Annotated in this window: 4 protein-coding genes; 1 reads left to right on the plus strand and 3 read right to left on the minus strand. The window is 74.5% G+C overall.

Going from position 1 to position 21,911, the window contains the following annotated elements; all coding sequences use genetic code 11:
• Positions 1–719: 719 nt before the first annotated feature.
• Positions 720–2,798 (plus strand): ATP-binding protein, encoded by a 2,079-nt coding sequence (locus ABT403_RS15280; RefSeq protein WP_344152511.1) that lies wholly within the window; start codon positions 720–722, stop codon positions 2,796–2,798.
• On the opposite strand, the gene ABT403_RS15285 is transcribed toward ABT403_RS15280, so the two are convergent.
• The 3 genes from ABT403_RS15285 to ABT403_RS15295 form a co-directional block, all read right to left on the minus strand.
• The gene (locus ABT403_RS15285) at positions 2,785–3,141 is read right to left on the minus strand and encodes a nuclear transport factor 2 family protein (RefSeq protein ID WP_344152514.1); all 357 of its coding nucleotides are present in this window, start codon (positions 3,139–3,141) and stop codon (positions 2,785–2,787) included. The two genes, ABT403_RS15280 and ABT403_RS15285, sit on opposite strands and share 14 nt — an antisense overlap.
• Positions 3,142–3,239: 98 nt before the next feature.
• Positions 3,240–20,237, minus strand: a complete 16,998-nt coding sequence (locus tag ABT403_RS15290) for an SDR family NAD(P)-dependent oxidoreductase (protein WP_344152517.1) — start codon at positions 20,235–20,237, stop codon at positions 3,240–3,242.
• 59 nt (positions 20,238–20,296) lie between these two features.
• Positions 20,297–21,907 (minus strand): aspartate aminotransferase family protein, encoded by a 1,611-nt coding sequence (locus ABT403_RS15295; RefSeq protein ID WP_344152521.1) that lies wholly within the window; start codon positions 21,905–21,907, stop codon positions 20,297–20,299.
• Between the last annotated feature and the right edge of the window lie 4 nt (positions 21,908–21,911).

Genomic DNA, 21,911 nt, shown 5'->3' on the forward strand with positions numbered 1-21,911 from the left:
GCCCGTATTGATAACGGCGAGGGGAAAGTGGTGCATTCTGAGGATATTCGAGCCAGGTAAAGTTCTGGCATGGTAGCGGAAGTTGGGATTCAGTCGCCCGTCTGAACATCGTTGCGCTCGGCAATGATCAAGTGTTAATATCCGGCTACTTATACCTAGGTGCGGGCGAGGGGGATCGGATGGGCGCGAAGCGATGTCGACCGCATCGAATCACTCGTGTGTCCGGTCGCGCCGGTGTCCGTCCGCCGGGTCCTGGCGCGTCGTCCAGATAGGCGCGCGCCGGCCGCTGTCGGCGGTCCGGCGGTGCGGCCCTGCGGTGCGGCCCGGAATGATCGCCCTCGCGTGAGCGTCACGCTCGTGGCGCGGTGTCCCGTGTGTGAACAGCGTCGTTCACCACGGTGGGTGTGCCGCCCCGGTCGAGAGGGCGGGGGCCCGGAGAGCGTTCGGCCGCTCCGTCCCGCTGCCCTGCGCGGACCGTCGGCGTCGGCATTTCTTGGTCATGGCAAACGGGGGTCATCATGATTCAATTTCGCGTGCTCGGCCCATTGGATATCGTCCGGGACGGTGAGCGGGCCGTTCTGGGCGGGGTAAAGCAGCGTGCATTGCTGGGGCGTCTTCTCCTCGAACCCAATCAGGTGGTCGCGACCAGTCGCTTAGTCGATTCCCTCTGGCCGGACGGGGATCCGCCCATCACGGCGAGGAAAATCCTCCAGAATTCCGTGTGGTCGCTGAGGTCGGTCCTGCGGTCGCTTCGCGTCCCCGAGCAGCAGCCCGCGCTGATCACACGTTCTCCCGGCTACATGCTCCAGGTCGACCAGGAGATGGTCGACGTGCACGTCTTCACCCGGCTGCTGGAGCTCGGGCGCAAGAAGATGGCCGACGGGCTCCCGGCCGAGGCGGCCGCGGTCCTCCGGGACGCACTGGACTTGTGGCGCGGGAACGTCCTGGCCGACCTCGCGGAATCCGGGATCGTCTGGCCGGAGTCGAACATCGTCGAGAACGCGCGGATCGACGCCCAGGAGCTGTACTTCGAAGCCAAGCTGGACTGCGGTCAGCACCGTGAGGTGATCAGCGGCATCGAGAAAATGGTGGAGGCCGAACCGCTGCGCGAACGGGCCCGCGGGCTGCTGATGCTGGCCCTGTACCGGTCCGGCCGGCAGAGCGAGGCGCTGAACGTCTATCACCGTATGCACCTCGAACTCGTCGACCAGCTCGGCCTGGAGCCCGGTCCGTGGCTGCGGGACCTGCAAGGGCGCATCCTGTCGCACGACCCGACGCTCGACCAGACCTCACGTGCGGCGGCCGTCGGCGAGGTGCCGGAGGCGGCCGAGCGGCCGCCGGCGCCCGAGGCGGCTCCCCGGCCCTTGCCGCAGGCGGCTCCGGACGAGGGCGGGGGCGAGGAGGAGCTCGTGCACGGCCTGATGGACGCGACGGCCGGCGGGGGCCCTCTGCCGCCCTCCCCGGCGCTGTCGCACCGCCGGGAGGTGACGGTGATGATCGTCCGGGCCCACGTGGGGTCCGAGGTGGGTACGGCACACCCCGCCGGAGTCGACGAACTCCTCGACGGGATCCACACCCTGGTCAGGGCGGGTGTCGAATGCTGTGGGGGAGAGGTCCTCGCCTCCGTGGGCTCGGCCACGATCGCGTTGTTCGACCTCGACGACCCGGGGGAGGGCGCGGCACGGGCCACCCAGCTCGCCCTGCTCCTGCGGGACAGCCTCGACATGTCGGACGAGAACCGCCACGGGCTCACCATCCGCGCCATGGTGGCGACCGGTGAGCTGCAGCGGCACTTCGACCCCGCCCCCCGCCGGACCCGGGTCTCGGTCAACGGCACGCTGCTGGACCAGTGCTGGGAGATATTCCCCCAGGTCCCGGCCGGCACGATCTGGGTGTCCGACCGGACCAGGTCGCTCACGCTCGACCAGGTCTCGTACCTGACGATGGCGGCGGACAAGCTGCCGTACTGGGTCGCCGAGGCACGTTCGGTGGAGTACCCCGTCGAGACCAAGCCGTTCATCGACCGGGACCACGAGATGGAGATCCTGCAACGGACCTTCGAACGGGTCGAGCAGCGCAGCCTTCCCCATCTGGTCACCGTCCTGGGCGACCACGGCACGGGGAAGAGCCGTCTCCTGATGGAGTTCTGCCAGCTGCTGGAGGAGAAGGCCGGGGCGGCTCCGTTCGTCGTGAAGTACCGGGTGAGCCGGTCGGTGGGCATCGACCCGCTCGCGGTGATCGAGTCGTTGCGGTCGTACCACCGGGCCGCCGGCCTCCCGGTCGCGACCGGGGCGACCGGGGCGACCGGGGCGACCGGGGCCGGGAGGCCCGGGGAGGTGTGCCGGGAGGGCGAGGCGGAGGGCCTCGTGCAGGCGCTCGCTCTCCACCACCCCGTCGTCATCGCGGTGGACGACCTGCATCTCGCCGACGAGGCCACCCTCGCCTTCTTCGACCGGCTCGGCGCAGGCACCCAGTCCGGGATGCTGTTGATCGTCGCCTGCGCCAACGAGGACTTCCACCGCCGTTTCCCCCACTGGGGGCTGGGGCGGTGGAACAGCACGCGGATCCTGCTGGAGCCCCTGTCGGTCGATGCCGTCGGCCGGCTGTTCGAGAACCTGATCGAAACGATCGGGGACTGCATCGCCGAATCCACGTGGAGGACTTTCCACCGGATTTTCGGCGATCCCGATTCCGGATCAACGAAACGGGCGCGCCTTCTGCGGGCGCTTCCGCTGGTCGTCGGAACGAATTCGTTTCCCGGTGACCATGCGCCGGAAGAATGGGTCAGTAGCCTGTGAAGAAGCCGTACAGCTGGGCGATCCGGCCGTCCTCCAGGATGGCGACGTCGAACCCGCTCACCACGGGTGCGCCCCCGGCGGGGCCGACCTGCCAGGAGAAGTGGACCGCGTCGTGATGGGCGAGGACGGTGCCGGAGGTGAAGTGCATCCCCTTGAAGCTGCGTTGCGCCCCGGCGAGGTAACCGGCGATGGCGGATGTGCCGCGGGCCGCGATGTTCGGATCGGTGTACCTCGCGTCCGGGGTGAACACTTCCTCGATCAAGGCCTGCCGGAGCCGGTCGTCGGATTCATTCCATATCGCGATGTAATTCGCGACCAGCTGTACGGCACCGTTCTTGTCCATGACTCAACACCCTATCAACGAATATGTGATTGATTACGTCGTTCGGAGGAATTCCGGTCGGGGACGGCGCGAGCGCCGTCCCCGACCGGAAACCCGGCTCAGTCGAGGCCGTCGACCATGGCGAACAGGTCCGCGTCCTCCACGTGCTCCAGGCGCGCGAGGTCCCTCCCGGCCCCGTGGTCACCGTCGCCGCGGGCCCCCGGCGCGGCGCCCACCAGCTCCCGGAGCCGTTCCACGGCGTCCGCGTCCAGCGCTCCGTCGCGGATCAGCGCCTCCAGCCGGTCCAGCAGCGGTGCCGTCTGGCGGGCCGTCACGATGGCCCGCAGCTGCTCGGCCAGCAGGGCCGGCGTCGGATAGTCGAACACCAGCGTGGTCGGCAGGCGTTCGCCGGTGACCGCCGTCAGCCGGTTGCGCAGCTCCACCGCCGTCAGCGAGTCGAACCCGAGGTCCGTGAACGGTGCCTCGGCGGCGATGGCCGACACCCCCTCGTGCCCGAGCGCCGTGGCGACCTCCCGGCGGACCAGCTCCAGTGCGGCCCCCGGCTGGTCCCACGCGACACCCGGAGCCTGCCGCTCCACCCGGGCCGCACCTTCCTCCGGCACGGAGTTCCGTACGGGCCGGGGTGCGAGGTCCCGGAGCACGGAGGGCGGGTGGGGTGCGGCGCCGAGGGCGGCCCGGTCGACACCCGTCACCGCGAACACCGCGTCTGGGCCTGCCGCTCCACCCGGGCCGGCGAGTCCGGCCGTGGCGACGTCGAAGGCGGCCAGCGCCTCGGACACCGCCAGCGGCCGCAGCCCGAGCGCGAGGATGCGCCTCAGGTCCGCGCCGGACAGCCCGTCGCCCATGCCCGTCTCCCACAGGCCCCAGGCCAGGGAGACCGTCGGCAGTCCCCGGGAGACGCGGTATTCGGCCAGGGCGTCCAGGAAGGTGTTCCCCGCCGCGTAGTTGGCCTGTCCGGCCGTGCCGAGGAGCCCGGCGATCGAGGAGTACAGCACCAGCGGCCGGTCGCCGGCCGCCTCGTGCAGGTGCCAGGCGGCATCGATCTTGGGCCGCAGCACCGCGTCGACCTGCTCGGGCGTGAGCCCGTCCAGCGTCCCGTCGGCCAGTGTTCCCGCCGCGTGGACGAAGGCGACGGGCCGGTGACGGGCGACCAGCCGGGCCAGGGCCTCGCCGTCGGCGACGTCGCAGGCCGCCGCCGTGACCTCGACCCCTTCGCCGGCGCCCGCGATCTCGGGGGCGCCGCCGCTCCTGCTGACCAGGAGCAGCGAACGCGCACCGTGCTCCGCCACCAGGTGCCGGGCCAGCTCCGCGCCCAGCGCACCGCTCGCGCCGGTGATCATCACCGTCCCCTCGTCCCAGGGGACCCGCCCGCCCGCGAGGGCTTCCTCCCGGTGCGGCCGGGCGTCGTCCGGCCGCCGGTACCGGACCAGCCTCGGGACGAGGAGCTCCCCGTCCCGGACCCGGACCTGTTGCTCCTCCAGCTCGCCGGACGCGTCCAGGAGAGCCCGCACCGCGTCCCGGACGTCGCCGGGTCCGTCCCCGTCCGGGTGGTCCACCAGGAGGAAGCGGCCGGGGTGTTCGGTCGCCGCACTGAGGACGAGACCCCGCACACCGGCATGGGCCAGATCGGAGCCGACCACCACCGCGAGCCGTCCGGCGGTGTCGCCCGCCAGCCGGTCGCGCAGCACACCGAGGGTGTGGTGGACGGCGTGCCGGGCCCGCTGCGGCAGGTCACCCGTACCCGCCTCGACCCGCACGACCGTGTAGCCGCCGCCGTCCTGCGGCGGGCCGGCCGCGTCCGGCCGGCGCCAAGCGGAGGTGTACAGCAGGCTCTCGCCCACCGCCGAGGGCGCGAGGGAGGCGAGCGGCCGCAGGACCAGCTCGTCCACCTCGACCAGGACACGGCCGTCCTCGCCGGTCACCAGCAGGCGCACCGCCTCCGGACCCGTGGGCGTGATGCGGGCGCGCAGCACCGCGTCGCCCGCCCCCGCCGTGCCGTGGAACCGCACCCCGCTCCAGGAGAACGGCAGAGCCGCCGGCCGCCCGTCGCCGGCGACGCCGGGCAGCAGGGCGTGCAGGACCGCGTCCAGCAGCGCCGGGTGCACGGCGAAGCCCGGGGCGGACAGGGCCGGTTCCGCGGAAGCCACCTCGGCGAACAGCTCGCCGTCGTGCACGAGCAGCGCCCGCAGCCCCTGGAAGGCGGGCCCGTAGGCGTAGCCGTGGTCCGCGACCCGCTCGTACAGCCCGGTCAGGTCGATCTCGGCGGCTCCCTCCGGCCACGGCTCCGCCTCCGGCACGGGCCCGGGCGCGTCCACGGCCAGGGTGCCGACGGCGTGCCGGGTCCACGGAAGGCCGTCCGGACCGCCGTCCTCGCTCCGGGACCAGAGGGTGACCTCGGTGCCGTCGACCACCAGCTGCAGGACGAGGGCCCCGGATTCCGGCACGACGACGGGTTCGGTGACGGTGAACTCCGCGAGGTGGCCCGCCGACGCGGCCAGTTCCACCAGCGCGGTGCCGGGGACCAGCACGCTGCCCCGCACCCGGTGGTCGCCGAGCCACGGCTGGGCTGCCAGCGACAGCCGGCCCGTCGAAACGGTTGCCGCGCCCTCGCCCGTACCGCCCGCCGCGAGGTCGACCGCGGCGCCCAGCAGCGGGTGCCCGGAAGCACGCAGTCCGGCGCCGGCCACATCGGTCCGTCCGGCCGGGGCGAGCCAGAACCGCTTGCGCTGGAACGCGTACGTCGGCACGTCGACCGGTCCCGCGCCCGGGAACACCGCACTCCAGTCGATTGCGGCACCCCGGGTGAACAGGGCGCCGAGTGCGGCCGCGACGCCCTCCGCCTCCGGCCGGCCGTGTCGCCGCAACGGCACGGCGACCGGCGAGTCCGGCTCGTCGGCCGGGAAGGCGGCGGCGATCATGCCGGTGAGCACCGCGTCCGGACCCACCTCCAGGACCGTGCGCACCCCCGCGTCCCGGGCGGTCTCCACCGCCTCGTGGAACCGGACCGTGGCGCGGACCTGGTTCACCCAGTACTCCGGATCGGTCCACTCCCCGGCCGCACGGCCGGTGACCGTGGAGACCGCGGAGATCTCCGGGGCGTGATACGTGAGCTCCCGGGCCACCGCCCGGAACCCGTCCAGCATCGGTTCCATCAGCGGTGAGTGGAAGGCATGGCTCACGGACAGCCGCTTGGTACGCCGGCCCCGTCCGGCGAACCGCTCCTCGACGAAGGCCAGCAACGGCTCCTCGGCACCGGACAGGACGAGCGAGGCCGGGCCGTTGACCGCCGCGACCGACACCCCGGCGGGCAGCTCCAGCCCCTCCAGTTCGGCCGGGGCCGCCTCGACGGCGACCATCGCACCCCCTCGGGGCAGAGCCTGCATCAGCGAGCCCCGGGCGGCGACCAGCCGGGCGGCGTCGGCCAGCGAGAGCACACCCGCGACGTGCGCGGCGGCCAGCTCGCCGATCGAGTGGCCGAGCACCACGTCGGGCCGGACTCCCCACGACTCCACCAGGCGGAACAGCGCGACCTCCACGGCGAACAGCGCGGGCTGCGCCGTACCCGTCTCGTCCAGGCCCTCCCCGGTCGCGATCGCCGCGCGGACCGTGGCCCGCAGCGACGCGTCGAAGTGGGCGCAGACCTCGTCGAAGGCCGAGGCGAAGACCGGGTGGGCGGCGGCCAGTTCGAGGCCCATGCCGGCCCGCTGCGCCCCCTGCCCGGTGAACGCGAAGGCCAGACGGCCTCCCTGCGCCCGGACCGGTACCGCGTCCCGCAGGGCGGCCGGGGTCGTCGCGGCGATCCGGTACGGCAGGGCGGCGCGCGAGGCCAGCGTGTACGCCTCGTCCGCGGTGGACAGGCCCGCGACCCGCTCCGCCTGCTCGGCCAGCGCCTCCTCGGTGCGGGCGGACAGCACCCACGGGAGCGCGGCCGGCGCGGGGCCGTCCTGACCGCCGGAGGCCGGGGCCGCCGGGGCCGGGGCTGCGGAGACCGGGACTTCGGAGACCGGGACGGCCTCCGCCTCCTCGAGGATCACGTGGGCATTGGTGCCGCCGAACCCGAAGGAGGACACGCCCGCCCGGCGGGGCCGCGCCCCGCGCGGCCACGGACGGGCCTCGGTCAGCAGCGCGATACCGCTCTGCGACCAGTCCACGTGCCGGGAGGGGGTGCCGACGTGCAGGGTGGCCGGGGCGACCTCGTGCCGCATGGCCTGCACCACCTTGATGATCCCGCCGACACCCGCCGCCGCCTGGGCGTGCCCGATGTTCGACTTCAGGGACCCGAGCAGCAGCGGCTGCCGCCGGTCGCGCCCGTAGGTGGCGATCAGGGCCTGGGCCTCGATCGGATCGCCCAGCCGGGTCCCCGTGCCGTGTGCCTCGACGAGGCCGATGTCGGCCGGCTCTAGGCGGGCCGAGTCGAGCGCGGCACGGATCACCCTCTCCTGGGCGGGGCCGTTGGGTGCCGTCAGCCCGTTCGAAGCGCCGTCGGAGTTCACCGCCGAACCGCGCAGCACCGCGAGCACCCGGTGCCCGTTGCGCCGGGCGTCCGACAGCTTCTCCAGCAGCAGCATGCCCGCTCCCTCGGACCAGCCGGTGCCGTCGGCCCCGTCGGAGAACGACTTGCACCGGCCGTCCTCGGACAGACCGCGCAGCCGGGAGAACTCCACGAACGGCGTCGGCGTGGCCATCACGGTCGCGCCGCCCGCCACCGCGAGCTCGCACTCGCCACGGCGCAGCGCGCTCGCGGCCAGGTGCACCGCGACCAGCGACGAGGAGCACGCCGTGTCCACGGTGAGGGTCGGTCCCTCGAACCCGAACGTGTAGGCCAGCCTGCCGGAGGCGATGCTGCCCGCGCTGCCGCTGTACAGGTAGCCCTCCACGCCCTCCGGGGGCAGGTCCGCCCGGGAACCGTAGTCGCTGTACATGACGCCGACGAACACTCCGGTCCGGCTGCCCCGCAGGGCCTGCGGGTCGAGCCCGGCGTGCTCCACCGCTTCCCAGGTGGTCTCCAGCAACTGCCGCTGCTGGGGGTCCACGGCGAGCGCCTCGCGCGGCGACAGACCGAAGAACCGGGCGTCGAAGCGGTCGGCGTCGTGCAGGAAACCGCCCCGGCGGGTGGTGGAGGTGCCCGGGTGGTCCGGGTCGGGGTGGTACAGCCCGGCGGGCCAGCCCCGGTTCACGGGGAACCCGGAGGTTCCGTCGCGGCCGTCGGCGACCAGCTGCCACAGGTCCTGCGCGGAGGTGACCCCGCCGGGGTAGCGGCAGGCCATGCCGACGATCGCGATCGGCTCGTCGGGACCGTTCCCGTCCGTGACGGGCCCCGGCCGGGGCGCCGAGGGGGCGGGCCGCTCCTCGGCCGCCACGAGGCCGAGGAGGTGCTCGGTCAGCGCCGCCGGGGTGGGGTGGTCGAAGACCACCGTCGCCGACAGCCGGCGGCCGATCGCGGTGCCGAGCCGGTTGCGCAGCTCGACGGCCGTGAGCGAGTCGAAGCCGAGCTCGCTGAACGAGCGCTCCTCCTCGACGTCGTCCGGGTCGGAGTGACCGAGGACCGCCGCGATCTGAGCGCGGACGGTCTCCCGCAGGTCGCCGGGCCCGGACGGGTCCCGATCCGTCGCGCCGGCCCCGTCGTCCCGTACGGCCGCCGCCGGGAGCGCCGCCGGTCCGGCCAGGTCGCGCAGCACCCCGGGGAGGTCCGTGCGGCCCGACAGCACGGAGCGGTCGAACCGGGTCAGGGCGAGTACGGCGGCGCCGTCGCCGGCCACCGCGCCCAGGGAGGCGTCGAACAGGCCGAGAGCCTCCTCGGTCTCCAGCGGGCGCAGGCCCGAGCGGGTGAGCCGCTGGACGTCGGTGCCGGACAGTCCCGCGGAGATGGTGCTGGTCTGCGCCCACAGGCCCCAGGCCAGCGAGACGGCGGGCAGGCCCAGCGCACGGCGGTGCTCGGCGAGGGCGTCCAGGAACGTGTTGGCCGCGGCGTAGTTCGCCTGGCCCGCCGTGCCCAGCAGCCCGGCGACCGATGAGTACAGGAACAGCGGCCGGTCCCCGGCGAGTTCGTGCAGGTGCCAGGCGGCGTCCACCTTCGGGCGCAGCACCGCCTCGATCCGCTCCGCCGTCAGCCCGCCGAGCGTGGAGTCGGAGACGACGCCGGCGGTGTGCACCACGGCGGCCGGCGCGTGCGCCGCGAACACCTGTTCCAGGGCCGTCCGGTCGGTCACGTCGGCGGCCACCAGGCTCACCTCGGCGCCGAGGGCGGTCAGCTCGTCACGGAGGGCCGCCGCACCCGGCGCGTCCCCGCCCCGGCGGCTGAGGAGCACCAGGTCCCGCAGCCCGTGCCGGACGACCAGGTGCCGGGCCAGCACGGTGCCGAGGGTGCCGGTCGCGCCGGTGATCAGCACCGGTCCCGTCCCCAGTCCGGCACCGCCGTCCGGGGTGCCCCCGGGGCGGGCCACACGCGGGACCAGGATCCGGCCGTCCCGGAGCGCCAGTTCCGGCTCCGGTGTCCGCAGCGCGGCGTCGAGCAGTGTCGCGTCGGCCGTCTCGGCGGCCTCGACCAGCACCAGCCGCCCCGGGTTCTCCGCCTGGGCGCTGCGGACCAGGCCGCGCACCGCGGCGTGCGCCAGGTCCGGCGCGATCACGAAGGCGTGGCGACGGCCGTCGTCCTCCGCGAGGACCGTGCGGAGCTCGTCGAGCACGGTGTGCACCAGGGCCCTCGCCGTCTTCGCGACGTCGCCCCCCAAGGAGCCGGCCACGGCCGCGACACGGTGCGGGACGGCCGGTTCGAGGCCGTCCTCGGGGGCGGGGGCCTCCCGCCAGACCACGGTGTGCAGACCCGCCGGCGCATGGCTGCCGCCGACCGGCAGCAGCGTCAGCTCGTCGGCCGTCAGCACCGCCCGGCCGTCGCGGTCGTGGACCGCCAGGCTCGCGGCGCCGCCGCGCACCGTGACCCGCGCGGTCAGGGCCGTGGCGCCGGTCGCGTACCGGGTCACCCCTGACCAGGAGAACGGCAGGACCGCCGGCGCGGCGGGGTCGACGACGCCCGGCAGCAGGACGTGCAGGACCGAGTCGAGCAGGGCGGGGTGCACGCCGTACCGGGCGGCTTCGCCCGCGTACCGCGGCGCCAGTTCCACCTCGACGAAGCGGTCCTCGCCGAAGTGGCGCACCGACCGGAGTCCCCGCAGCGCCGGGCCGTACCCGTAGCCGTGCTCGCCGAGACGGTCGTACGCGCCGCCGAGGCCGACCGCCTCGCCGGCGGGTTCCACGGGTGCGGGGGCCGGGCGCCGCCCGGGGACCAGGACGCCCCGGGCGTGGCAGGTCCACGTGGCGGAGTCGTCGCCGGCGGCTCCCGGGCGGGAATGGATCAGCAGCGCGCGGCTGCCGTCCGGCCCGGGCGCGTCCACCCGCACCTGGACCGTGACGGTCTCGCCCTCGGGTACGGCCAGGGCGGTGGTGAAGGTCAGTTCGGCGACGGTCGGGCATGCCACGAGCTCCCCGGCGTGCAGCGCCATGTCCAGCAGCGCCGTACCGGGGACGAGGACCTCGCCGCGGATGCGGTGGTCGCCGATCCACCCGCCCCCGCCGATCTCGCCGGTCAGCACGGTCCCGCCGTCGACGAGGGTGACCGCGGTGTCCAGCAGCGGATACGCGGAGGACGGGGTCTCCAGCCAGTACCGGCGGTGCTCGAAGGGGTAGCGCGGCAGCGGGACGGCACCGGTGTGCGGGAGGACCGCCGACCAGTCGACCGGTACGCCCCTCAGGTGCAGGGAGCCGAGCGCCGCGAAGGCGGTCTCCAGGTCGTCGCGTCCGGCACGCAGCATCGGGACCGTGACGCCGACGCCCGGGCCGGCGTCCGCGTCCTCGTCCGCGACCGCCTGTCCGACCAGCGCGGTCAGCACGCCGTCCGGGCCCAGCTCGACGAACTCGGTGACCCCGCTGCGGCGCAGGGTGCGCACTCCGTCGAGGAACCGCACGGCTTCGCGGACATGGGTCACCCAGTAGTCCGGGGAGGTCAGCTGACCGGGGGTGGCGATCTCGCCGGTGACGTTCGAGACGACCGGGATCCGCGGCTCGTGGAAGGAGACCGTGTCCAGGGCGGCGCGGAATCCGGCCAGCACCTCGTCCATGTGGTGCGAGTGGAAGGCGTGGCTGACCGCGAGCCGCCTGGTCCGCCGGCCGCGGCCGGCCCAGTGCGCGACCATCGCGGTCACGGCGTCGTGGTCGCCGGACACCACCACGGACCGGGGTCCGTTCACCCCGGCGACCGTGGCGCCGGGGACCAGCACCTCGCGCACCTCCTCCTCGGACGCCTCCAGCGCGGCCATCGCGCCGCCGTCGCGGGCGGACTGCATGGCGGTCCCCCGGGCCGCGACCAGGCGGCAGGCGTCGGGCAGGTCGAACACCCCGGCCACGTGGGCCGCGGCCACCTCGCCGACCGAATGCCCGAGCAGGTAGTCGGGTACGACACCGTGGTGTTCGGCGAAGCGGTGGAGCGCGACCTCGACGGCGAACAGCGCCGCCTGGGTGTACGCGGTCCGGTCGAGCAGCGCCGCGTCGGCGGTCTCGGGCCCGGCGAACAGCACAGCGGTCAGCGGCCGCTCCAGGACCGGGTCGAGATGGGACGCCACCTCGTCGAGCGCGGCGCGGAAGACGGCGGAACGCTCGTACAGCTCGCGCCCCATGCCGGCCCGCTGGGAGCCCTGTCCGGTGAACAGGAAGGCGGTGGCCCCCCGGCCGCTTCCGTGGCCCTGGAGCACGCCCGGCGCGGTGGTGCCCGCCGCGACGGCGCCGAGGCGGCGCAGCAGCGACTCCCGGTCCGGGCCGATGACGACGGCCCGCCGCTCCAGCAGGGCCCGGCCCCCGGCGAGCGTGCCGGCGACGCCGACGAGATCGAGCCCGGGGTGCGCCTCCAGGTGGGCGCCGAGCTCCGCGGCCCGGGTGCGCAGGGCCTGGTCGGTCCGGGCCGACAGCACCAGCGGCAGAACCGGCAGACCGGTTCCGCTCCCCGCGTCGGGGCGGGCGGTGGAGGCCGGGGCGGCGACCGGGCCGGCCTGCTCCAGGATCACGTGGGCGTTGGTGCCGCTGATGCCGAACGCGGACACGGCGGCGCGCCGGGGCCGGCCGGAGTCGGGCCACTCCCGCTGTTCGCCGAGGAGTTCGACCGCGCCGGCGGACCAGTCCACGTGGGGGGAGGGCTCACCCAGGTGCAGGGTCCGCGGCTGGATACCGTGCCGCATCGCCTGGACCACCTTGATGACACCGCCGACGCCGGCGGCCGCCTGGGCGTGGCCGAGGTTCGACTTCAGCGAACCCAGGCGCACCGGTTCGGCGCGGTCCTGGCCGTAGGTCGCCAGCAGGGCCTGGGCCTCGATCGGGTCGCCGAGCCTCGTACCGGTGCCGTGCGCCTCGACGAGGTCGACGTCGGCGCCGGTCAGGCCGGCGTCGGCGAGGGCGGCACGGATCACCCGCTCCTGCGAGGGTCCGTTGGGAGCGGTCAGGCCGTTGGAGGCGCCGTCGGAGTTCACGGCGGAGCCGCGCAGCACCGCCAGCACCTGGTGCCCGTTGCGGCGGGCGTCCTCCAGGCGTTCGACCAGCAGCAGACCGACGCCCTCCGACCATCCGGTGCCGTCGGCGTCGGACGAGAAGGACTTGCACCGGCCGTCCTCGGACAGCCCCTTCTGCCGGGAGAACTCGACGAACGTGCTCGGCCCCGACATGACGGTGACGCCGCCCGCCAGGGCGAGGTCCACCTCGCCCGAGCGCAGCGCGTTCGCGGCCAGGTGCAGGGCGACGAGCGAGGACGAGCACGCGGTGTCGACCGTGATCGCCGGCCCCTCCAGGCCGTAGCTGTACGCCAGCCGTCCGGAGATCACGCTGGAGGTGTTGCCCGCCAGCAGGAAGCCCTCCACCTCGCGCGGGGTGGCGGGGAGCCGCGAGGCGTAGTCGTCGTACATCACGCCGGTGAACACGCCGGTCCGGCTGCCGCGCAGGCCCGTCGGGTCGATGCCGGCGTCCTCGAAGGTCTCCCACGCGGTCTCCAGCAGCAGCCGCTGCTGCGGATCGGTGGCGAGCGCCTCACGGGGCGACATGTCGAAGAACGCGGCGTCGAACAGGTCGGCGTCGTGCAGGAACCCGCCGTGCCTGGTGTAGCTGGTGCCGGTGTGGTCCGGGTCGGGGTGGTAGAGCCCGTCCAGGTCCCAGCCCCGGTTGACGGGGAACTCGGAGATCGCGTCCCGGCCGTCCAGCACCAGCTGCCACAGGTCGTCGGCCGAGCGGACACCGCCGGGGAAACGGCAGGCCATGCCGACGATGGCGATCGGCTCGTCGCTCCGGCCGCGGCCCTTGCGCCTCGGCCCGTCGGCGGCCCGCCGGTCCGTGCCCCCGTCCGGGTCCCGGGCGAGGAACGCGGCCAGGGCCTGCGGGGTGGGATGGTCGAAGACCAGGGTGGCGGGAAGCTGCCGCCCCGTGGCCGCGATCAGCCGGTTGCGGAGGTCGACGCCGGCCAGGGAATCGAAGCCCTGCTCCCGGAACGCCTTGCCCGTGTCGAGCGCGGCGGGGTTGGGCAGCCCGAGTACGGACGCGGTGGTGGCCCGGACGAGGTCCTCGGCCTGCTTCGCCGTCAGCGCCGCCCCGGTGCGCCCGGCGGCGGGGGCCGTCCCGGCCGCCTTCGGGCGGCGCCTGACCAGCCCCGTCAGCAGGGGCGGCACGGGGTCCGAGGCGGACAGCAGGGACGGCTTGAAGAGCGCCGGAACGGGCAGGGCCTGGCCGGCCGTTGCCCCCGGAGCCGTCGTACCGTCGCGCAGGGCCCGGTCGAACAGGGCGAGGCCCTGCGCGGCGGTGAGCGGCGCCACCCCGGAGCGGGTCCAGCGGCCGAGGTCGGAGGCGCCCAGGGACTGCCCCATGCCCTCCTGCCACAGGCCCCACGCCAGGGAGGTCCCCGGCAGGCCGAGGGCGCGGCGGTGCGCGGCCAGCGCGTCCAGATAGGTGTTGGCGGCGGCGTAGTTGGCCTGGCCGGCGGTCCCGAGCAGACCGGAGACCGAGGAGAACAGCACGAAGGCGTCCAGCTCCCGGTCCGCGGTCAGTTCGTGCAGGTGCCGGGCGGCGTCCGCCTTGGCGGCCATGACGGCGCGGACGCGGTCCCCGGTCAGTGCCGGGAGCGTGGCGTCGTCGAGCACACCGGCGGTGTGGATCACCGCCGTCAGCGGCGCGTCGGCGGGCAGGCCGTCGATCAGCGCGGCCAGCGCGGCCCGGTCCGTCACGTCGACGGCCTCGATGCGTACGCCGTCCAGCTCGGCCGCCAGCTCGGCGGCGCCGGGCGCGTCCGGGCCCCGGCGGCTGACGAGCAGGAGGTCGCGCACGCCGTGCCGGTGGTGGAGGTGCCGGGCGACCAGTGCGCCGAGCCCGCCGGTGCCGCCGGTGACCAGGACCGTACCGCCGGGGGTCAGGGCAGGTGTCAAGCCGTCGCCGCCTGCGGACACCTGGGCGGCCCTGGTGATCCGGGGTACCAGGAGCAGGCCGTCCCGCACGGCCAGTTGGGGTTCCCCGGAGCGTACGGCGGCCTCGACGGCGTCCGCGGCCTCGGCACCGCCCGGGAGGTCGACCACGATGATCCGGTCCGGGTACTCGCTCTGGGCGGTGCGGGCCAGACCCCACACCGAGGCCGCCGCCGGATCGCGCACGGCGTCGCCGGGTGCGGCCGCCACCGCGTCCCGGGTGACGAGGACCAGGCGCTCGTCCGGGCCGGGGCCGGCAGCCGTCCAGTCCTGGACCGCCGCCAGGGCCGCGGCGGCGGCGTCCCCCGGGCCGGCGGCCGGGGCGATCTCGACGACGGTGGGCCGCAGCCCGTTGGCCGCGTCCGTGGCCGGGGCGGTCCGGGGGTGCCAGGTCAGCTCGTACATCGGGACGGCGTCGGCGGCGGTGCGGGCCGACGTCCGGAAGGCCAGACCGTCGACGGAGGCCACGGGCGCGCCCGTGGCGTCGGCGAGCAGCAACTCGTAGGTGTCGCCGCCCGAGGGGGAGATCCGGGCGCGGAACTCCGTTCCGCCGACGGCGCCCGCGTGCAGCCGCACGCCGCTCCACGCGAAGGGCAGGCGGGTGCCCTCCCCGCCGTCGACCAGCCCCAGGACGATGGGGTGCAGCACCGCGTCCACCACGGCCGGGTGCAGGAGGAAGCCGGGTTCGGGGGCGAGGCCGTCGGGGATCCGGACCTCGGCGTACGCGGTGTCGCCGTCGTGGTGGACCGACCGCAGCCCCCGGAACGCGCCGTCGTAGGCGTAGCCGCGTTCCGCGAGCCGCTCGTACGCGTCCTCGACGGGCAGCGCCGCACCGGCGGGCGGCCACTCCGGCAGGTCCTCGGCGCCGGACTCCGCCCCGGTGTCGTCGAGCAGCCCGGAGGCGTGCCGCGTCCACTCCTGCTCGCCGTCGGGACGGGAGTGGACCGTCACCTCCCTCCCGTGCACGGTCACCTGGAGCTGGACGGAGCCGGAGGCGGGGAGCTCCAGCGGGCTCTCCAGCGTCAGGTCGGCCACCCCTGGCAGGCCCACCCGCTCGCCCGCGAACAGGGCCATCTCCAGGAACGCCGTCCCCGGCAGCAGCACCGCACCGTCGACCACGTGGCCGGCGAGCCACGGGTGCCCGGCCACGGAGACCGTGCCCGAGAGCACCACCTCGTCCCGGTCGACGAGTTCCACGACCGAGTCGAGCAGCGGGTGCCCCGACCCGGTGCGCGCCGCACGCGGCGGCAGCCAGTAGCGGTCCCGGCGGAACGGGTGCGTGGGCTCCTCACCGCGGGCCCGGGCGAGGCCCGCCGTGAAGACCTCCGCCTCGGACCCGGCGGACCGGCTCAGCGGGACGGCACGGCGCACCCCGGCGGACCTGATCAGCGGAGTGAGCGCGGCCGACGGCCCGACCTCGACGAACAGACCGGCGCCGGCCTCCCGCAGGGCGGTCACCGCGTCGTGGAACCGCACGGTGCCCCGGATCTGGGCGGCCCAGTGCTCGGCGTAGCCGGCCGGGTCGGCGGGCAGCGGGCGGCCCGTGACCGTGGAGATGACGGGGATCCTCGGCGGCCGGTGCGTGATCGTGCCGGCCACGGCCCTGAACTCGTCGAGCACGTCATCCATGTGGGGGGAGTGGAAGGCGTGGCTGACGGTCAGCCGGGTGACCCGGCGGCCGCGTTCGCGCCACCCCGCGGCGACGGTCTCGGCGGCCTCGGAGTCGCCGGCGATCACCACGGACGCCGGGCCGTTCACCGCGGCCACCACGACGCCCTCGACCAGGGTCGCGGCGACCTCCGCCTCGGTGGCCTCCACGGCGATCATGGCTCCGCCGGAGCGGGCCCGCTGCATCAGCCGCCCCCGGGCGGCCACCAGCTTCGCCGCGTCCTCCAGCGAGAACACCCCCGCCACGTAGGCGGCGGCGAGCTCGCCGATGGAGTGGCCCGCGAGCAGGTCGGCCTCCAGCCCCTGATCGGCGGCCAGGCCGGCCAGCGCCACCTCGAAGGCGAACAGCGCGGGCTGGGTGTACCGGGTCTGGTGCAGTGCGTCGGCCTCCGGCCCGTCGCCGAGCATGAGGTCCTTCAGCGGCCGGTCCAGGTGCGCGTCGAACGCGGCGCACACCTCGTCGAGGACGCGCGCGAACACCGGGAACCGGGCGTACAGTTCGCGGCCCATGCCGGGCCGCTGCGCCCCCTGGCCGGTGAAGACCATGGCCGTCGGGGTCCGTTCGCCCTCCTCCAGCACGACGTGGGCGTTGGTGCCGCTGATGCCGAACGCGGACACGGCGGCGCGGAGCGGCCGGCCGGCACGCTCCCAGCGCCGGGCCCGCGTGAGCAGCTCCACCCGGCCGGACTCCCAGTCCACCCGGGAGGTCGGCACGTCGGCGTGCAGGGTGCGGGGCAGCACCTCGTGCCGCATGGCCTGGACCGCCTTGATCACGCCGGCGACACCGGCGGCGGCCTGGGTGTGGCCGATGTTCGACTTCAGCGAGCCGAGGTAGAGCGGGACGTCGCGGTCCTGCCCGTAGGTGGCGAGGACGGCGTCGGCCTCGATCGGGTCGCCGAGGGAGGTGCCGGTGCCGTGTGCCTCCAGCAGGTCCACGTCGGCGCCGGTCAGGCCGGCGTCGGCCAGCGCGGCGCTGATGAGCCGCTGCTGGGACAGTCCGCTGGGCGCGGTCAGTCCGTTGGAGGAGCCGTCGGAGTTGATCGCGGTCCCCCGGATCACCGCGAGCACCGGGTGGCCCTGGCGGCGGGCGTCCGACAGCCGCTCCAGGACCAGCACGCCCGCGCCCTCGGACCATCCGGTGCCGTCGGCGTCGGCCGAGAACGGCTTGCACCGGCCGTCGGAGGCCAGTCCGTGCTGGCGGGAGAACTCCTCGAACATGCCGGGGGTGGCCATCACGGTCACGCCGCCGGCGACCGCCGCCGAAGCCTCGCCGCCGCGCAGGGCGCGCACTGCCAGGTGCAGGGCGACGAGCGAGGACGAGCAGGCCGTGTCCACGGTGAGGGTGGGGCCGACGAACCCGAGCTGGTAGGCGATGCGGCCGGAGAGCACGCTGGGCGTGGTGCCGGTGAGCACGTAGCCCTTGACCTCGTCGCCGGCCTCGTGCATCCGGGGGCCGTAGTCGGAGGAGGTGCCGCCGATGAACACGCCGGTGCGGCTGCCCCGCAGGGACTTCGGGTCCAGGCCGGCCCGTTCCAGGGCCTCCCAGGTGGTCTGCAGCAGCAGCCGCTGCTGCGGGTCCATGGCCAGTGCCTCCCGGGGGGAGATCCCGAAGAACTCGGCGTCGAACTCGGCCGCGGTGTCGAGGAATCCGCCGGTCCGCGCGTACCCCTCACCGGGCTGCCAGCCGCGGTCGGTGGGGAACGCGCCGGTCACGTCCCGCTCGTCGGCGACCACGCGCCACAGGTCCTCGGGAGAGGCGAGTCCGCCGGGCAGGCGGCAGGCCATGCCGACGATCGCGATCGCGTCCTCGTCGCCGCCGCCCGAGGGGGCGTACGGGCTCCGGCGGGCGGCGGCACCCGGATCGATCCCGGTCTCGGAGAAGTAGCCGATCAGCTCCCGGGGCGTCGGGTAGTCGAACAGCAGCCCGCTGGGCAGCGGGCGTCCGGCGGCGCTGGACAGGCTCTCGATCAGTTCCACCGTCATCAGGGACGAGAACCCGAGATCGCGGAAGTTGGTGTCCGGCTCCACGGAGTCCGGGTCGGCGACCCCGAGGGCCTCGGCCACCCGGACCTTGACCAGCGTCGCCGGATCCGTACCGGCCGGCCCGGCGGCGAAGGCCCCGGCGGCGGCCGTGGTGCGGGTTTCCCCGGTCCAGAAACGCTCCCGCTGGAACGGGTAGCCCGGCAGCCGGACCCGCCCGCCGCCGGCGCCCTCGAACGCCGGCGCCCAGTCGACGTCCTCGCCGCCGACGAACGCGGTCGCGAGGCCGCTCAGGAGGGCGGTCCGCCCGGCGGAACCGGCCCGCTCGGCCGCCGGTTCCGCGTCGAGCGGTGCCTCCCCGCCGGTCGTGGGCCCGTCGGCCGTGATCAGGTGGGGCACGGACCGCCCCTCGGCGAGGGCGTCCAGCCCCGTGCGCAGCTCGTCGGCGTCGGAGGCCAGGACCACGGCCCGGTACCGGAAGGGCGTCCTGGTCGTGGCGAGGGAGAAGCCGAGGTCCTGCGGGGTGGCGTCCGTCGCGCTCAGCAGGGCGGCGTGCGCCCGCAGCGCGGCCGGGGTGCGGCCCGAGACGGGCACGGGCACCTGCCGGGGAGCGCCGGGCTCCGGCAGCCCGGGGGTGGGCCGGCCGCCGGACGGCGGCTCGCTCAGGACGACGTGGGCGTTGGTGCCGCCCATGCCGAACGACGACACGCCCGCGATCAGCGGACGGTCCGGGTGCGGCCAGCCGGAGAGCTCCGTCGCCATCCGCAGCCCGAGCTCGTCGAACGGGATGTCCGGGTTGGGGGTGAGGAATCCGGGGCTCGCGGGCAGGAGGCGGTGCCGGATGCCCAGGACGGCCTTGAGCAGGCCGGTGATGCCGGCGGCGCCTTCGAGATGCCCGATATTGGTCTTCACGGACCCCACCAGCAGGGGGTCCGCGGCGCTGTTCCCGTCGGGCTGCCGGCCGGAGAAGACGGCGCCGAGGGCGGCTGCCTCGACCGGGTCGCCGACCGGGGTGCCGGTGCCGTGGAGTTCCACGTACTGCACCTGGTCCCGGGTGATGCCGGCGCGCCGCAGCGCGGCCCGGATCACCCGTTCCTGCGCCTGCGGGCTGGGGACGGTGAGCCCGGGGGTGGCGCCGTCGTTGTTGACCGCGCTGCCGCGCAGCACGGCGTAGACGTCGTCCCCGTCGGCGAGGGCCGCGCGCAGCGGCTTGAGCACCAGTGCCACGGCGCCCTCGCCGCGTACGTAGCCGTTGGCGCGGGCGTCGAAGACGTGGCTGCGGCCGTCCGGGGACAGACCGCCGAACCGCTGCGCTCCCAGCGCTCCCTCCGTGAGGAGGTTGAGGTTCACGCCCGCGGCGATGGCGACCGGGGACTCGCCCGACCGCACGCTCTGGGCGGCCAGGTGGACCGCGACCAGCGACGACGACTGGGCCGTGTCCACCACGACGCTCGGCCCGCGCAGGTCCAGGGCGTAGGAGACCCGGTTGGCGATGACCGCCCGGTGCACACCGGTGTTGGTGTGCGGGGTGATGTGTTCGTCGCCGCCGCTCAGCACGAGGCCGGCGTAGTCGTCGCGGAGCGATCCCACGAAGACCGAGGCGGCCGAGCCGGCCAGGGAGGCCGGGACGATCCCGGCGTCCTCCAGCGCCGTCCAGGCCAGTTCGAGCACCAGGCGCTGCTGCGGGTCCATCGCCGCCGCTTCCCGTGCGGAAATGCCGAAGAAGGCGGCGTCGAAGTCCCCGACCCCGTCGAGGAAGGCGCCGTATCGCGTACCGCCGTCGAGTCTGACCGAATCCGAAATGCTGTCCCGCCGGTCGTGGGGGACCTCGGTTATCGCATTGCGGCCGTCACGCAGGAGGTTCCAGAATTCCGTCGCCCCGGTTGCCCCGGGGAGACGGCAGGAAACTCCGACGATCGCCACCGATTCGTCGTGACCGTCCTTGTTCCCGTCGTGCCATGTCGTCATCTGAAAAGCCTTTTCCTTCGTCATCCTGGACAGTCGCAATGCGAGGGGTACCGAGATTCCTAGGCGGCGGAGGCCCCGGCCGGCCCGGCCTGGAGGAGGGCGGCGCCGTCCTGGTCGCGGAGCACGGTCAGCAGTCCGCGCAGGCCCGCTTCCAGCCGGGCGATCTCGGCGTTCGTGAGGTGGACGGACGGTTCGAGCCGGAGGGTGTTCACGGCGCTGGCGGTCGGCAGGACCCGCAGGGCGTGGACCCGCAGCAGATAGCCGGACAGCAGGTAGCCGAGCAGCCCCGCGCGGGCCTGTTCGGCGATGACCTCCGAGGAGGAGTCCGACTGGTCGTGGAACTCCAGGCCGAGCATCAGGCCCTTGCCCCGGACCTCCTTGACGACCGTCCCGAACTCCTGCTGGAGCTTCCTGAGCATGTCCGCGAGGCGGCTGCCGCGCTCGGCGGCCAGCTGGTAGGCCCGGCCCCCGTCCGCCTCCAGCAGCTCGACCGTCCGGATGGCGACCGACGTGGAGAACGCGTCCTTCGCGAAGGTGGAGCTGTGCACCAGCTCGAACTCCCGGCGGTAGCGGGAGGCGCGCACCAGCGTCACGGCCGCCTTGGCGACACCGCCGCCCAGGCTCTTGGCCAGGGTGAAGTAGTCGCCCTGGAGGCCGACGTGGGAGGCGGCGAAGAAGGCGCCGGTGCGCCCCATGCCGCTCTGCACCTCGTCCACGACGATCGGGATGCCGGCGGCCTCGCAGGTGCGCCGGACGTGCTCCGCGGTCCGGCGGTCGAACACCCGGATCCCGGCCTCACCCTGGACCGGCTCCAGGACGAAGGCGGCGACGGCCGGCACCTCGCGCTCGACGACGCGCACCGCGCCGTCGTCGACCGCGAGGTCGAACACGGTCCGGCGCACCGACTCGATGGTCTTGGCCAGGGCGTCCGGCTCGTGCACCGGAACGAAGCGGCACTGCGCGGCCAGCGCCGAGAACGGGCTGCGGAAGCCGGCGTTGTGGGTGAGCTGGACGCTGCCGACCAGCTTGCCGTGGAACGATCCCTCCGGGGCCAGGAACACCGGGGCCGCCGCCAGGCGCGGGGCGTTGGCGGCGCGGACGGCGGCGATCACCTCCTCCATGGCGGCCCCGAACGAGACCCCCGAGGCCGTGGCCAGACGGCCGTACGAGCCGCTCCCGTCGACCCCGGCCCCGGCCGCGACCGCCGCGCGGGCCCTCTCGATGTTCCCGTCGATCTCCCCGGCCAGTTCGGTGAGGCGTGCGACCCGGTCGAACTCGGCGTGCTTCATCGCGATCTCGACCGCTTCGGCGCCGCTGTTGGCGAAGATCGCCGAATAGCTCTCGGTCGTGGCGAACTCGCGGCGGATGACGGCGTTGATCTTCTGGGCCAGTTCGTTGGCGTACGGGTGCTTCGAGAACTGCGCGTGGACCGGCACGCCCTGGTCCAGGAGCTCCTTCGCGTACCCGACGATCTCGGGGTTGCTGTGGCCGAGGATCGTCGAGCCGTAGCCGCCGACGAAGTCGAGCACGGGTACCTCGCGGCCCGTCTCCTCGCGGAAGAAAAGGGTGTCCTTTTCCGCCCTGGAATAGTGGACGTCCAGGCCGAGCGAGGCGAGCAGCCCGCCGAGATAGGGCTCCGCAAGGTCCTGCTGTTCGGTGTCCGGATTCATTCGG

Origin of the sequence: Streptomyces sp. NPDC000075 (assembly GCF_040301925.1) — a bacterium.
Taxonomy (GTDB): domain Bacteria; phylum Actinomycetota; class Actinomycetes; order Streptomycetales; family Streptomycetaceae; genus Streptomyces; species Streptomyces polychromogenes.